Genomic DNA, 13257 nt, shown 5'->3' with positions numbered 1-13257 from the left:
GTCCCGCACGTCCCACACGACCAACATGACGAACGTAGACGCTGACGGCGGCGGGGCACCGGCGCCCTATCCCAAACGGTGGGCCGCGGCGTCCGTGATGATCCTCGCGGCGCTGCTGGACATGATCGACGGTTCGATCGTGAACACCGCGCTGCCGTCCATCGGCAGGGGACTGCGGGCCACCCCCGCCGATCTCCAGTGGACTGTGTCCGCGTACATGCTCGGTTTCGCCGCCACGCTGATCATCGCCGGGCACCTGGGCGACCGTTACGGCCGCAAGAAACTCTTCCTGGCCGGCGTCACCGCGTTCGCGCTGACGAGTCTGGCCAGCGCGCTGGCGACCTCGGCCGGGGTGCTCGTCGCCTCGCGCGGACTCCAGGGCGTGGCCGCGGCCGTGATCATGCCGCAGATCCTCGCCTCGTTCCGCACGATGTTCGACGGCGAGGAACGCGGCAAGGCGTTCGCCCTGTACGGCGCGATCGCCGGCATCTCCACCGCCGTGGGCGTACTGCTCGGCGGTGTCCTGACCGACTGGGACCTGTTCGGCTGGGGCTGGCGCACGATCTTCGTCATCAACCTCCCGCTGGCGGCCGTGGTCCTGGTCCTCGGCGCCAGGTGGATCCCGGCCTCCCGGGACCGCGCCTTCACGGGCCGCATCGACCTGCCCGGCAACCTCGTCCTCGCCGCGGGCCTGGTCGCGATCGTGCTCCCGCTGGTCCAGGGCCGGTCCTACGGCTGGCCGTTGTGGGGCTGGCTCTGCCTGGCCGCCGGTGTCGCCGCGATCGCCGCGCTGACCGCCTCGGAGAAGCGGCGCGGCCTCGAACACCCCCTCCTCCCCACGGACTTGTTCAAGAAGCCCGCCTTCAGCGCGGGCCTGCTCGTCCAACTCCTCTTCTACGGCGGCATGTCCGGCTTCTTTCTGGTCTTCACCATCTGGCTCCAGTCCGGCCAGGGCTACACCCCCACGCAGGCCGGTCTGCTGATGGTCGCCTTCAGCGCGGGGTCCATTCTCGCCGCCCCCGGGGTCGACCCGCTGGTGGCCAAGTTCGGCCGCAGCGTGCTGATCCTCGGCGCCCTGGTCATGGCGGGCGGCCTGTTCTGGGTCCGGCACGCGGCCCAGCACTCGGCCCAACTGCACACCGGTGCCTGGCCGTTGGTCCCGGGTCTGGTGCTGGCCGGTGTCGGCCTGATCTTCCTGATCATCCCGCTGGTCAACACGATCCTGAGCACCGTCCCCGGCCATCTCGCGGGCGGGGCCTCCGGAATCCTCTCCACCGCCCAGCAGTTCGGCGGCGCCCTCGGCGTCGCCGTCATCGGCAACGCCTTCTTCTCCCACACCGGCAAGGGCCTCACGGACGCGCTGACCCACGCGGCTCCCTGGGCCATCGGCGCGTACGTCCTCTGCGCGGCCCTGTGCCTGGCCCTGCCCCGCAAGGCGGTCGGCAACCAGGCCGAGACGACCTCCCCCTGATCCCCCCCCCGCACCGACAACACGCACACCCGTACAAACGAAGGAGACCCGTCATGCCCGACAGCACCACTCCCACCGAGATCCTCACCGCCGACGAGAAGCTCACCCTCCAGACCGCCGCCCACGGCGTCGTCGCCCTGATGGCGGCCGCCGACCCCGGCCCGATCTCCTCCACCCGTTCCGGCATGGCAGGCGGCAAGGCGCTTTCCTCGGCGACCGGCCTGGTCGGTCACGTCCTCGCCGAGAAGCCCAAGGGCCTTGACCTGGGCGGCAGTTCGACCGCCGACCTGGCAGACCGCACCTTCGCCGCGCTGACCGCCTCGGTCGCTCTCCTCAAGGCGAAGGCACCCGACGAGGCGGAGAACTTCCGCGCGACCATCGCCACGATCACGGACGCCGCCTCCCGCGCCCACAAGGGCGGCCCCGGTCCCGCCGAGACGGCCATGATCACGAAGATCACGGCGGCTCTCGACGCGGCCTGATCAACCGCCCCACCCGTCAGTCGCGGGTGGCGCCCTCGGGCCACAGCACCGTCACGGGTACGTCGTGCCGCCGCGCGTAGGTGACGACGTCGGCGGTGCCGCCGTGGCCGCGCGCGGGCCGGCCGTCCCAGACGGCGAGGAGTTCGTCGACCTGGTCCACGAGGAGTTCGCTGCCCGCCATGTAGGCGTTGGGGTCGGAGACGTCGAGTCCGGTGTGGTGGACCTGGGTGGCCCGCCGGAGGAGGTCGTCGTAGGCGGGGTGGTGCCAGGCGGGCAGGTCGGCGCGGTACTGCCGGGCGGGCAGGGCGACTTCGAGCTGGCCGCCGCGGTCGAGGACGGCCCGGGCGAACCAGGCGTCCGGGCCGTCGGCGATACAACTGACGCCCACCAGGCCGGTGTTGCCGTACGACGTGACCGCCTCCTCGATGAGTGCGCGCACCCTCCGTTCGACCTCGCCGGACAGGCCGCGGTGTCCGGTGATCCCGATTCTCATGGGTGGCTGACTCCTGCTGGGCGAGGGGGAGTTGGGGCGGTGCGGGCGGCTGGCGCGGGTGTGCGTCAGTTGCGGTGGTGGACGATCGCGATCTCCACCGTGTCGCGTACGCCGACCGCGCGCAACGCGTCGATGAAGACCTCCGCGAGCCAGGCCGCCGCGTCCGGGGTCCACTCGGGCAGGCCGCACGCGAACGTCGTACGGTCGGCCGGGCCGGCCCGGAGTTCCGCGTGGAGCTGTCCGTGCCCGCGCCGGACGACGAGTTCGCGCACCTGGTCCGCATCGGTGTCGACCGGGCCGAGGACGGAGACGACCGCCTCCGTCCGCGCGTCCGGTGCGGCCAGCGCGAACCAGTCCGCGTCCCCCACCAGATCGAACCGGATGTCCGGCGCGAGCCGCACCGGCACCCGCACCGTCAGCCCCGCGAAGTCCAACTCGCCCACCCGGCGCAGGGAATCGACCATGACCCGGGTCAACGGCCGGACGGGCAGATGCTGTTCACGCAGGTCGGTCGCGGGATACACGGTCAGCCAGGCGAGTTGCCGCACCCGGCCGTCCTGCGACCAGTCCCCGCCGGCGTCCGCGTGGCCCCAGCGCTGCCCGCCGAGTTCGGCGCCGGCGCTGAAACGGGTGGAACTCCAGCCGTAGGCGGCGGCGCGCTTGACCGCCAGCGCGAACAGGTCCTCGTCCAGGTCGTGGTCCGCGCTGACCTGCCCGATCCAGGGGTGCTCACGCAGCACGCCGTGGACCTCGGCGGTCATCGTGGGGTCGACGGTGTCCGCCACGTCGTCCACCGGACTTGTGCCCGAAGCCGCTTCCGCGACGAGGGGGTGTGCGCGCAAGGGGCAACTCCGGGGGAGGCGGGGGAACTCGGTCGACCAGATCGTCTCCGTACCGCTCCCGCTCTCCACCTCCGACCGGGCCGGAACGTCCGTTCGAGGGGTGTCGCGGCCCCGGTCGTGCTACCTGGCCCGCTGCACCAGCGCCCAGACCCCGAGCGACACCAGGACCCCGCCCAGCACCGCCAGCGGCAACTCGGCGTACAGGACACTCCAGTCGGGGCTCGCCTCGAAGCGGTGGAAGCGGTCCCGGACGTCGTACGACCACACCGCGAGACCGACTCCCGCGCCGAGCACGGCTGTTATGCATCCTCCGGCGGCCTGCGCACGTTGTCCCATGCCCGGGACGGACGCACGCCGGCCGCCGGAGGTTCCCGTGCCGCCGTAGGTCAGGTCGTGAGGTCGCGACGCCGTAGACCCGTCAGGCCTACGGCGACCAGGGCCGCGGCGATCGCCGTGAGGACGATCACCGGGCCCCAGGCCATGTCTCCGCCCGGGAGCTTCGGCAGGTGGCCGAAGGGGGAGATGTCCAGGACTGCCTGGGGGAGGTTCAGCGCGGGGCCGATCCAGCCGAGCGCGAGGGCCAGTCCGGCCGCCGCCCAGGATGCCGGGGACAGGCGCGGGGAGATGCCGTGGAGGAGCACGGCGAGCGCGCCCAGCGTCCAGATCGCGGGGAGTTGGACCAGGCCGGCCGCGAGGATGGGGCCCAGGTCGGCGCCGTAGCCGAGGGTCAGGCCGAGGCCGCTCAGGAGCATGATCAGTACCGCGCCCCCGAAGGCGATGACCAAGTGGCCCGCTGCCCAGCGCAGTCGGCCGACCGCGTTCGCGAGGATCGGTTCGGCGCGCCGGCCGGTCTCCTCGCTGTGCAGGCGCAGGACCGACGAGACCGCGTACAGCGCGGCCAGCATGCCGAACATGCCGACCATCGTGGCCAGGAACGCGTTCTCGATGCCGGACTGGCCGCCCATCCGCTCGATGATCTCGCGGGTCTTGGCGTTGTCCCCGACCAGGTCCGCCGCGCCCTTCGTGATGCCGCCGAAGGCGACCCCGGCCGCGAGGAACCCGAGGCCCCAGCCCAGCACGCTGCCCCGCTGGAGCCGCCAGGCCAGCGCGCCCGCCGTGCCGAGGCGGCCGTGGGCCGGGCCGGGGCGGGCTGGGAAGAAGCTCATGCCGACGTCCCGGCGCCCCGCCAACTCATAAGCAACCAGGCCCTGTACGACGGTCGCCGTTGCGAACAGGGCCAGTACCCACCACCGTTCGGACGCGAACGGGCGCAGGTTCTCCAGCCAGCCGATCGGGGAGATCCAAGTCGCGGGGGAGGAACCGTCGTCGGTGGTCGAGTCTCCTACGGCACGGAGGACGAAGGCCGCGCCCACCAGCCCGCCGGTCAGGCCCTTCGCCAACCGGCCGCTGTCCGTGAACTGCGCGACGATCGCCGCGAGCGTCGCGAACACCATGCCGACTCCGCCGATACCGAGGCCCAGCGCGAGAGCTCCCGCCGAGCCCTGGCCTGCCATACCTCCCGAAATCAACAGCGCCAGCGCGGAGTTGGCGACCAACGCCGTCAACAGGGCCGCCGTCAGGGGTGCCCGGCGGCCGACCATCGCCGAGGAGATGAGTTCCTGGCGGCCGCTCTCCTCCTCGTCGCGGGTGTGCCGTACGACGACGATCAGGCTCATGATTCCGGCGAGGATCGCGGCGTAGCCGCCGATGCGCCACGCGGTGAGACCGCCGAGCGAGTCGCTGAACACCGGGCCGTAGGTGGCGCGCAGCGAGCTGTTGGTGAGCATCTGGCGGGCGATGTCGGCGCGTTCGGCGGGGGTGGAGTAGACGCTCTTCAGGGAGCCGGGGAGGGAGAGCACCAGCAGGCCGGTCACGGCCACCCAGGCCGGGACGACGACGCGGTCGCGGCGCAGGTTGAACCTCAACAGGGCGCCGGTGCCCGCGAGTTGGCGCGAGCTGCCGGTGCGGGTGCCGGTGTGTGCGGGGAACGCTGCGGCCGTCATTCCGTCTCCTGGTAGTGGCGGAGGAACAGCTCCTCCAGCGTCGGCGGCTTCGAGGTCAGCGAGCGCACACCGGACTCGCTCAACGACCGCAGGACGGCGTTGAGTTGGTCGGCCTCCACCTGGAGGCGGACGCGATGACCCTGGCTGTTCTGAATGTGCTGGACGGCGAGGTCGTGCACGCCGGGGAGGGACGCCAACCCGTTGGGGGCGCCGGTGAGTTCGGCCGTCACGCTGGTGCGGGTGAGGTGGCGCAGGTCGGCCAGTGAACCGCTCTCCACCGTGCGGCCCTTGCGGATGATGCTCACCCGGTCGCACAACTCCTCGACCTCGCTGAGGATGTGGGAGGAGAGCAGGATCGTACGGCCCCGGTCGCGTTCCTCCTCGACGCAGCGCTGGAAGACCTCCTCCATCAACGGGTCGAGGCCGGACGTCGGTTCGTCCAGGATCAGCAGGTCGACGTCAGAGGCGAACGCGGCGACGAGGGCCACTTTCTGGCGGTTTCCCTTGGAGTACGTGCGGCCCTTCTTGGTGGGGTCGAGTTCGAATCGGTCGATCAGGTCGGCGCGGCGGGTTGTGTCCAGGCCGCCGCGCAACCTGCCGTAGAGATCGATGACTTCGCCGCCGGAGAGGTTGCGCCACAGCGTCACGTCGCCGGGGACGTAGGCGACCCGGCGGTGCAGTTCGACGGCGTCGGTCCAAGGGTCGCGGCCCAGGAGTTGGGCCGCACCGGAGTCCGCGTGGAGGAGGCCGAGCAGGACGCGGATCGTCGTGGACTTGCCGGAGCCGTTGGGGCCCAGGAAGCCGTGCACCTCGCCGGCCTCGACATCCAGGTCGAGACCGGCGAGGGCATGCGTCCTGCCGAACGACTTGTGCAGTCCGGAGACGGTGATTGCCTTCGTCATGGAGCCGAACGTACGCTTCTTTCAGAAATTTGTGAAGTTAAGGAAGAGTGTGAAGCGCGGGTTAGGGTGAGTCCATGACGGATGAGACGGAGCGGGACCAAGGGGCGGTCTCGAAGTTCGTGGAGAGTTTCGCGGCGCAGCTCGTCGAGGCCGGGATGCAGCGGATGCCGGCCCGGGTCTTCGCGGCGCTTCTGTCCTCCGACGCCGGTGTGATGACCTCCGGTGAGCTGGGGTCGCAGCTGCAGATCAGTCCGGCGGCGGTTTCCGGGGCGGTGCGGTATCTGGCGCAGACGCACATGGTGTCGCGGGAGCGGGAGCCGGGGTCGCGGCGCGAGCGGTATCGGGTTCAGGGCAACCAGTGGTACGAGGCGCTGACGAATCGGGAGGCTGTGCTCAAGAGGTGGGAAGCGGCTCTTCGGGAGGGTGTTGTGAGTCTCGGGGCGGATACGCCGGCGGGGCGCCGTATGGCCGAGACCCTGGCCTTTTTCGAGTTCGTCGACGGGGAGATCGCGGCGATGATGGAGCGGTGGCGGGTTCACAGGGAAACCCGGTTCGGTGGAGCCACCTAAGGGGCGCGGGGAACTGCGCGATCAGCCACGACGCTCCCGCAGATTCGTACTCGTCTGCAGGCCGTGGTGGGCTGGTCGCGCAGTTCCCCGCGCCCCTGAAAAGATCCTCAGCGCTCCTTGGTCTCTTCGAGGACCGTGCGCCCGAGCAGCGCATAGCGCTCAGGTGCACGGCGCTTCAGGTACTGGGCGTAGCCGATGCCCGTTGCCGCGACCAGGAGGACCAGCCATGGGGTTGCCTTCAGTACTGGGGAGTTGGACTCCGAGCCTGCCGCGACGCTCATGTTGGAGACCAGGAGTAGAACCACCGCCAGCATCGCCACACCCCCGACCAGCGGAGCGGTGAACGTGCGGAACCAGTGCCGGCTCTCGGGGTGGTTCTTGCGGAAGTAGGCCAGTACCGCGAAGGAGCACACGGCCTGGACGACGAGGATCGCCATCGTGCCGAGGATGGCCAGCAGGACGTACAGCGCGTTGGCCGGGTCCTTGCTCGTGGCCCAGAAGCCGAGGATCAGCACCGCGCTGACCACCGTCTGGACGAGTCCCGCGATGTGCGGGGAACCGTGCCGGGCGTGGGTGCGGCCGATGGTGTTCTTCAGGGACGGGAGCACACCCTCGCGACCCAGGGCGTACATGTAGCGGGACGCGCAGTTGTGGAAGGCCATGCCGCAGGCGAGCGAGCCGGTGATCATCAGCCACTGCATGACGTCGACCGCCCAGTGGCCGACGTAGTGCTCGGTGGGGTTGAAGAAGAGGGCGAGCGGGTTCGCGGAGGACGCGGCCTTCACGGCCTCGGACTCGCCGTTGCCGATGATGGCCATCCAGGAGACGAAGACGTAGAAGACGCCGACGCCCAGGACCGAGATCATCGTCGCCTTGGGGATGATCTTCTTCGGGTCGCGGGACTCCTCGCCGTACATCGCCGTCGACTCGAAGCCGACCCACGACCAGAAGGCGAAGAAGAGACCGAGACCGGCGGACGTCCCCTTGAACGCGTTGACCGGGTTCACCGGGCCGAAGGTGAAGCCGTGCGGGCCGCCGCCGTGCAGGGCGACCGAGATCGCCATCGCCGCGAGGACGGTCACCTCGGTGCCGAGCAGGACCACGAGGAGCTTCTCGGCGACCGAGACACCGAACCACGTGCCCATCGAGTTGACGGCGAGCATCACCAGCGCGAAGGCCCACCACGGGATGTCAAGTCCCGTCTGGTCCTTGAAGGTTCCGGTGGCGAAGGTGGAGAAGATGCCGATGAGGGCCGGCTCGAACACGGCGTACGCGAACGTGGCGAGCAGTCCGGAGGCCAGTCCGACGGTGCGGCCGAGGCCGTAGGAGATGAAGCCGTAGAAGGCGCCTGTGGACGTGATGTGCTTCGCCATTGAGGTGAAGCCGACGGAAAAGATTGCCAGGACGACCATTGCGACGAGGTAGCTCGCCGGGGCGCCTATGCCGTTGCCGGACGAGACCATGAAGGGCACGTTGCCGGTCATCGCGGTGATCGGGGCGGCCGTCGCGACGGCCATGAAGACCACGCCCAGCAGGCCGATGGCGTTGGGCTTGAGCCGGTGAACGGCGCCGTCCTCGCTTGTGTTCGCCGCGGGGGCGACTCCCTCGTCCACTGCCATCCGGATGGCTCCTCTCCTAGTGCTCGTCCTGCCGTTCGGCCGGTGCGTCGAACCGGAACTCTGTAGGCCAAATGAGTCGGGAAAGGGCTGCGGCGCGTTAAATGTTTGTCAACCAGACCTTTAGAAATCTGAGGAAATCTGGGGGCAACACGCGCCTCGTACGGTCGCCGACATGAGTACGTACACCTCCACGCTCGGCGGCCACAGCTACCGCTTCGGCTCCCTCGCGCGCCTGCTCGCCGCCGCGAGCCCGGAGCGCTCCGGCGACCGGCTGGCGGGGCTGGCGGCCTCGTCCGCCCAGGAGCGGGTCGCGGCGCGCTGGGCACTGGCGGACGTACCGCTGACCGCGTTCCTCGCCGAACCGGTGATCCCGTACGACACCGACGACGTGACCCGGCTGATCCTCGACACGCACGACACGGGGGCGTTCGCGGCGGTGTCCGGGCTGTCGGTCGGCGGGTTCCGGGAGTGGCTGCTGGCGGCGGACACCGCCGAACTGGCCGCCGTAGCAACGGGGTTGACGCCCGAGATGGTCGCGGCGGTGTCGAAGCTCATGGGCAACGCGGACCTCGTCGCGGTCGCGCGGAAGGTACGGGTGGTGACCGCCTTCCGCTCCACGATCGGCCTCCCGGGCCGCCTGGCCACCCGCCTCCAGCCGAACCACCCGACCGACGACCCGGCGGGCGTCGCCGCGGCCCTCCTCGACGGGCTCCTCCTCGGCTCGGGCGACGCGGTGATCGGCATCAACCCGGCGACGGACAGCCCGAAGGCGGTACGGGACCTGCTGGAGCTGCTGGACGGCGTGATCCAGCGGTACGCGATCCCCACCCAGTCCTGCGTCCTCTCCCACGTCACGACGAGCATGGACCTGATGGCGGCCGGTGCTCCCGTGGACCTGGTCTTCCAGTCCATCGCGGGTACGCAGGCGGCGAACGCGTCCTTCGGCGTGACGCTGGGGCTGCTGGACGAGGCGTACGAGGCGGCGAAGGGGCTGGGCCGGGGCACGGTCGGTTCGAACGTCATGTACTTCGAGACGGGCCAGGGCAGCGCACTGTCGGCGGACGCGCACCACGGCGTCGACCAGCAGACGGTGGAGGCACGGGCGTACGCGGTGGCCCGCCGCTACGACCCGCTCCTCGTGAACACGGTGGTGGGCTTCATAGGCCCGGAGTACCTGTACGACGGCCGCCAGATCCTCCGCGCGGCGCTGGAGGACCACTTCTGCGGCAAGGTGCTGGGCCTCCCGATGGGCCTGGACATCTGCTACACCAACCACGCCGACGCGGACGACGACGACATCGCCACGATGCTCACCATGCTCGGCGTGGCCGGCGCGTCCTTCGTGATCTGCACCCCGGGCGGCGACGACATCATGCTCAACTACCAATCCGCCTCGTACCACGACGCGTTGTACCTCCGCGAGGTCCTCGGCCTGCGCCCGGCACCGGAGTTCGAGACCTGGCTCGCTTCGATCGGCCTGCTGGGCGAGGGCGGCGAGATCAGGGACGTGTCCGGTACGACCCACCCGTTGACGGCGATCGGAAGGGAACTGGTGGCATGACACTCAGTCAAGTAAGTCCCGTGGAAGTGGAGTTGTGGCCTTCCCTGCGTCGACACACGCAGGCGAGGATCGGCCTGGGCCGGGCGGGCTCGGGCCTGCCGACCCACCACCGGCTGGAGTTGCAGGCGGCCCATGCGGCGGCCCGGGACGCGGTCCACTCCCCGTTCGAGCCGGACGTGGTGGCGGCGGCGCTGCGGGGCGAACCGACCGTACGCGTCCGCAGCGCGGCCCCCGACCGCCTCACCTACCTCCAACGCCCCGACCTGGGCCGCCGGTTGGACCCCGCCGACCGCGCACACCTCCCGGTGGGGGAGTGGGACGTGGTGTTTGTTGTCGCCGACGGCCTGTCCAGCCGGGCGGTGCACGAGCACGGGGCGGCGATGGTCCGTGCGACGACGGCACTGTTGCCCACGGCCTGGCAGGTGGCTCCGGTGGTGCTGGCCGAGCAGGCGAGGGTGGCCCTGGGCGACGACGTGGCCTCGGCGATGGGCGCGGCGATGGTCGTCGTCTTCGTCGGGGAGCGGCCCGGGATGTCGGCGGCGGATTCGTTGGGGGCGTACCTGACGTACCGGCCCAAGCCCGGGGTTACGACGGACGCCGACCGGAACTGCCTGTCCAACATCCGCCCGCCGTTGGGTCTTACGTATGAGACGGCGGCGGGGAAGTTGGCGGGGTTGATGGGCAGGGCAAGGGAGTTGGGGGCGACCGGGGTGGCGCTGAAGGACGACTCGGACGCGCAGATGCTGCCGAACTAGCCCGGGGGCGCCGGGGAGCCGGCCCAAACTCAGCCCCTCGGGGGTGCCCCCTCTGGGGGAGTTTGGGGAGCGGGGGTCCGGGGGCCGGCCCCCGTGTCGGGGTCGAAGGGGCAGCGCCCCTGGAGGATGGGACGGGTAGGGGCGGCGGGGGCGAAAAAAACCCGGCCTCACCCCACCACCGGCAACGTAAGCCCCCAAGCCCCCTCCCGCACCACCCACGTCCGCGTCCGCACCGGCCCCGCCACCACCGCATCCGCCCGGTACCGAAAATCCGCCCCGGACACGGTGACCGACCGCCCCCGCGCGCACAGCGGAGACGCCTCCGCCCCCACCGACACCGGCCGTACGACCACCTCGGCCAGCCCCGACGCCCCCGGCGTCACGGACACCCCCTCCACCGGCTGGTCCAGATCCACCAGCGTCACCCCGTCCACCTCGACCCGAAGCCGCGCGGGCCCGAGCCGGGTCACACGGGCAAGCGGCTCACGGGACGGCCGCACCGGCACCAGCGTTCGTACCAGCGACTGACACGTCCGCAACCACGACGCATGCGCGGAACCGGACGGCACCGGCGTCGCCCCCACCGGCGGAGCCTCCCGCATCGGGGGAAGCGACGGAATCCGCAAGGCGCCCAGCACCACCCCGTCACTGTCGTCCACCAACAGATCCATCCGCCGCACGACCCCGTCGAGCACCGCCCGCGCAGCCGCCACCGCCCCCGTGGGCACCCCCAGCGCCCCCGCCAGGGACAGCCCACCCCCCACCGGCACCATCGACAGCACACATCCGGCCAGCTCCCGCTGCCGGTGCAACAGGGACACCGCCCGCATCAGCGCCCGGTCGTCGCCCACCAGCACCGGCCGGCGCGAACCCCGTCGCGCCAGGACCCGGGCGAATTCCTCGGGCCCCTCCGGGAGGCACACCTTCGTCGCCGCACCCGCGCTGAGCACGTCTTTCGCGATGCGGACGGACTCCGCGTCGGTGCGCCGGGCGGCCGGATCGATCACGATCAGCAGCTGATCGGAAGTCGCGAAAGTCGCCACCTCGGCCATGCCTCGCTTCCTCGGGTAGCATCTTTGTGCAAGAGCCCCTTGCGCTATTGCGCCAGGGGCTTCGTCTATTCCGGGGCATCCGGTCCGACGGGTTGCGGCCGACGAGGGTCGCTGGCGTACGAGGCACACGCTGTGCCGCGTACGCCTCTGACCTTGGACATGCCCCGCCCGGAAGGGGTGTACGCGCGTGCCCGCACTTGTGCTGCTCGGTGCTCAGTGGGGTGACGAAGGCAAGGGAAAGGCGACGGACCTGCTAGGTGGGTCCGTCGACTATGTGGTGCGCTACCAGGGCGGCAACAACGCCGGCCACACGGTAGTCGTGGGCGATCAGAAGTACGCCCTTCACCTGCTCCCTTCCGGGATCCTCACACCGGAGTGCACTCCGGTCATCGGCAACGGTGTCGTCGTCGACCCGTCGGTCCTGTTCTCCGAGCTGAACGGGCTGAACGAGCGCGGCGTCGACACGTCCAAGCTCCTGATCAGCGGCAACGCTCACATCATCACGCCCTACAACGTGACGGTGGACAAGGTGACCGAGCGCTTCCTCGGGAAGCGGAAGATCGGTACCACCGGCCGCGGCATCGGCCCGACCTACGCGGACAAGATCAACCGCGTCGGCATCCGGGTCCAGGACCTCTACGACGAGTCGATCCTGACGCAGAAGGTCGAGGCGTCCCTCGACATCAAGAACCAGATGCTCACCAAGCTCTACAACCGGCGCGCGATCGCCATCGAGCAGGTCGTCGAGGAGCTGCTGTCCTACGCGGACCGCCTCAAGCCGTACGTCGCCGACACGGTGCTGATCCTCAACAAGGCGCTGGAGGACGACAAGGTGGTCCTCTTCGAGGGCGGCCAGGGCACCCTCCTGGACATCGACCACGGCACGTATCCCTTCGTGACGTCGTCGAACCCGACCGCGGGGGGCGCCTGCACCGGCGCCGGAGTCGGCCCCACGAAGATCAGCCGGGTCATCGGCATCCTGAAGGCGTACACGACCCGGGTCGGCTCGGGCCCGTTCCCGACCGAGCTGTTCGACGCGGACGGCGAGGCGCTGCGCCGTATCGGCGGCGAGCGAGGCGTCACCACCGGCCGCGACCGGCGCTGCGGCTGGTTCGACGCGGTCATCGCCCGCTACGCGACCCGCGTGAACGGCCTGACCGACTTCTTCCTCACCAAGCTCGACGTCCTGACCGGCTGGGAGGAGATCCCGGTCTGCGTGGCGTACGAGATCGACGGCAAGCGCGTCGAGGAACTCCCGTACTCGCAGAGCGACTTCCACCACGCGAAGCCGATCTACGAGACCCTGCCCGGCTGGAGCGAGGACATCACGAAGGCCAAGACCTTCGCGGACCTCCCCAAGAACGCGCAGGCGTACGTGAAGGCGCTGGAGGAGATGTCCGGCGCCCCGATCTCCGCGATCGGTGTCGGGCCGGGCCGCACGGAGACGATCGAGATCAACTCGTTCATCTAGGGCGGCGGTTGGAGCCGCGGTTGATGGCTGCACTTGG

At 70.4% G+C, this 13257-nt stretch carries 13 protein-coding genes; 6 read left to right on the top strand and 7 right to left on the bottom strand.

Translation table 11 applies throughout. The annotated features are described in order from the left end of the window. Positions 1 to 25: 25 nt before the first annotated feature. Together OG504_RS25340 and OG504_RS25335 are read left to right on the top strand one after the other, a co-directional pair. Positions 26 to 1471: an MFS transporter gene (locus tag OG504_RS25340; protein ID WP_405991868.1), complete on the top strand. Its 1446-nt coding sequence runs from the start codon at positions 26 to 28 to the stop codon at positions 1469 to 1471. 53 nt (positions 1472 to 1524) lie between these two features. After that, the gene (locus OG504_RS25335; protein WP_405991867.1) at positions 1525 to 1953 is read left to right on the top strand and encodes a hypothetical protein; all 429 of its coding nucleotides are present in this window, start codon (positions 1525 to 1527) and stop codon (positions 1951 to 1953) included. A 16-nt stretch (positions 1954 to 1969) separates the two neighbouring features. Here the strand turns inward: OG504_RS25335 and OG504_RS25330 are convergent, their stop codons facing one another. The 5 genes from OG504_RS25330 to OG504_RS25310 all read right to left on the bottom strand — a co-directional run bounded on the left by OG504_RS25330 (position 1970) and on the right by OG504_RS25310 (position 6193). After that, entirely contained in the window at positions 1970 to 2446 is a 477-nt protein-coding gene (locus tag OG504_RS25330) for a hypothetical protein (protein ID WP_405991866.1), read from the bottom strand. Between the two features lie 65 nt (positions 2447 to 2511). Beyond that, positions 2512 to 3288: a hypothetical protein gene (locus tag OG504_RS25325; RefSeq protein WP_405991865.1), complete on the bottom strand. Its 777-nt coding sequence runs from the start codon at positions 3286 to 3288 to the stop codon at positions 2512 to 2514. A gap of 120 nt (positions 3289 to 3408) precedes the next feature. Beyond that, positions 3409 to 3624 carry a hypothetical protein gene (locus tag OG504_RS25320; protein WP_405991864.1) on the bottom strand — a complete coding sequence of 72 codons (216 nt, stop codon included), beginning with the start codon at positions 3622 to 3624 and terminating at the stop codon, positions 3409 to 3411. A 50-nt stretch (positions 3625 to 3674) separates the two neighbouring features. Then, complete coding sequence (locus OG504_RS25315; protein ID WP_405991863.1) at positions 3675 to 5291, bottom strand: ABC transporter permease; 1617 nt, start codon at positions 5289 to 5291, stop codon at positions 3675 to 3677. After that, entirely contained in the window at positions 5288 to 6193 is a 906-nt protein-coding gene (locus tag OG504_RS25310; RefSeq protein WP_405991862.1) for an ATP-binding cassette domain-containing protein, read from the bottom strand. The genes OG504_RS25315 and OG504_RS25310 overlap by 4 nt, the downstream gene beginning before the upstream one ends. Before the next feature lie 74 nt (positions 6194 to 6267). On the opposite strand from OG504_RS25310, the gene OG504_RS25305 reads away from it, so the two are divergent. Further along, complete coding sequence (locus OG504_RS25305; RefSeq protein ID WP_405991861.1) at positions 6268 to 6762, top strand: GbsR/MarR family transcriptional regulator; 495 nt, start codon at positions 6268 to 6270, stop codon at positions 6760 to 6762. Positions 6763 to 6869: 107 nt separating this feature from the next. On the opposite strand, the gene OG504_RS25300 is transcribed toward OG504_RS25305, so the two are convergent. Beyond that, positions 6870 to 8381 (bottom strand): APC family permease, encoded by a 1512-nt coding sequence (locus OG504_RS25300; protein WP_405991860.1) that lies wholly within the window; start codon positions 8379 to 8381, stop codon positions 6870 to 6872. Between the two features lie 172 nt (positions 8382 to 8553). Between OG504_RS25300 and OG504_RS25295 the strand changes: the two genes are divergently transcribed. Together OG504_RS25295 and eutC are read left to right on the top strand one after the other, a co-directional pair. After that, the gene (locus tag OG504_RS25295; RefSeq protein ID WP_405991859.1) at positions 8554 to 9942 is read left to right on the top strand and encodes an ethanolamine ammonia-lyase subunit EutB; all 1389 of its coding nucleotides are present in this window, start codon (positions 8554 to 8556) and stop codon (positions 9940 to 9942) included. Continuing rightward, entirely contained in the window at positions 9939 to 10697 is a 759-nt protein-coding gene (eutC, locus tag OG504_RS25290) for an ethanolamine ammonia-lyase subunit EutC (protein WP_405991858.1), read from the top strand. The genes OG504_RS25295 and eutC overlap by 4 nt, the downstream gene beginning before the upstream one ends. Positions 10698 to 10864: 167 nt before the next feature. Here eutC and OG504_RS25285 read toward each other — a convergent pair whose 3' ends face one another. Continuing rightward, the gene (locus OG504_RS25285) at positions 10865 to 11749 is read right to left on the bottom strand and encodes a diacylglycerol kinase (RefSeq protein ID WP_405991857.1); all 885 of its coding nucleotides are present in this window, start codon (positions 11747 to 11749) and stop codon (positions 10865 to 10867) included. A 187-nt stretch (positions 11750 to 11936) separates the two neighbouring features. Between OG504_RS25285 and OG504_RS25280 the strand changes: the two genes are divergently transcribed. Continuing rightward, positions 11937 to 13220 (top strand): adenylosuccinate synthase, encoded by a 1284-nt coding sequence (locus tag OG504_RS25280; protein ID WP_405991856.1) that lies wholly within the window; start codon positions 11937 to 11939, stop codon positions 13218 to 13220. Positions 13221 to 13257: the final 37 nt, after the last annotated feature.

It is taken from the genome of Streptomyces sp. NBC_00986 (genome assembly GCF_045162565.1).
Classification (GTDB): Bacteria; Actinomycetota; Actinomycetes; order Streptomycetales; family Streptomycetaceae; genus Streptomyces.
This window is presented reverse-complemented; position numbering and strand designations above follow the sequence as displayed.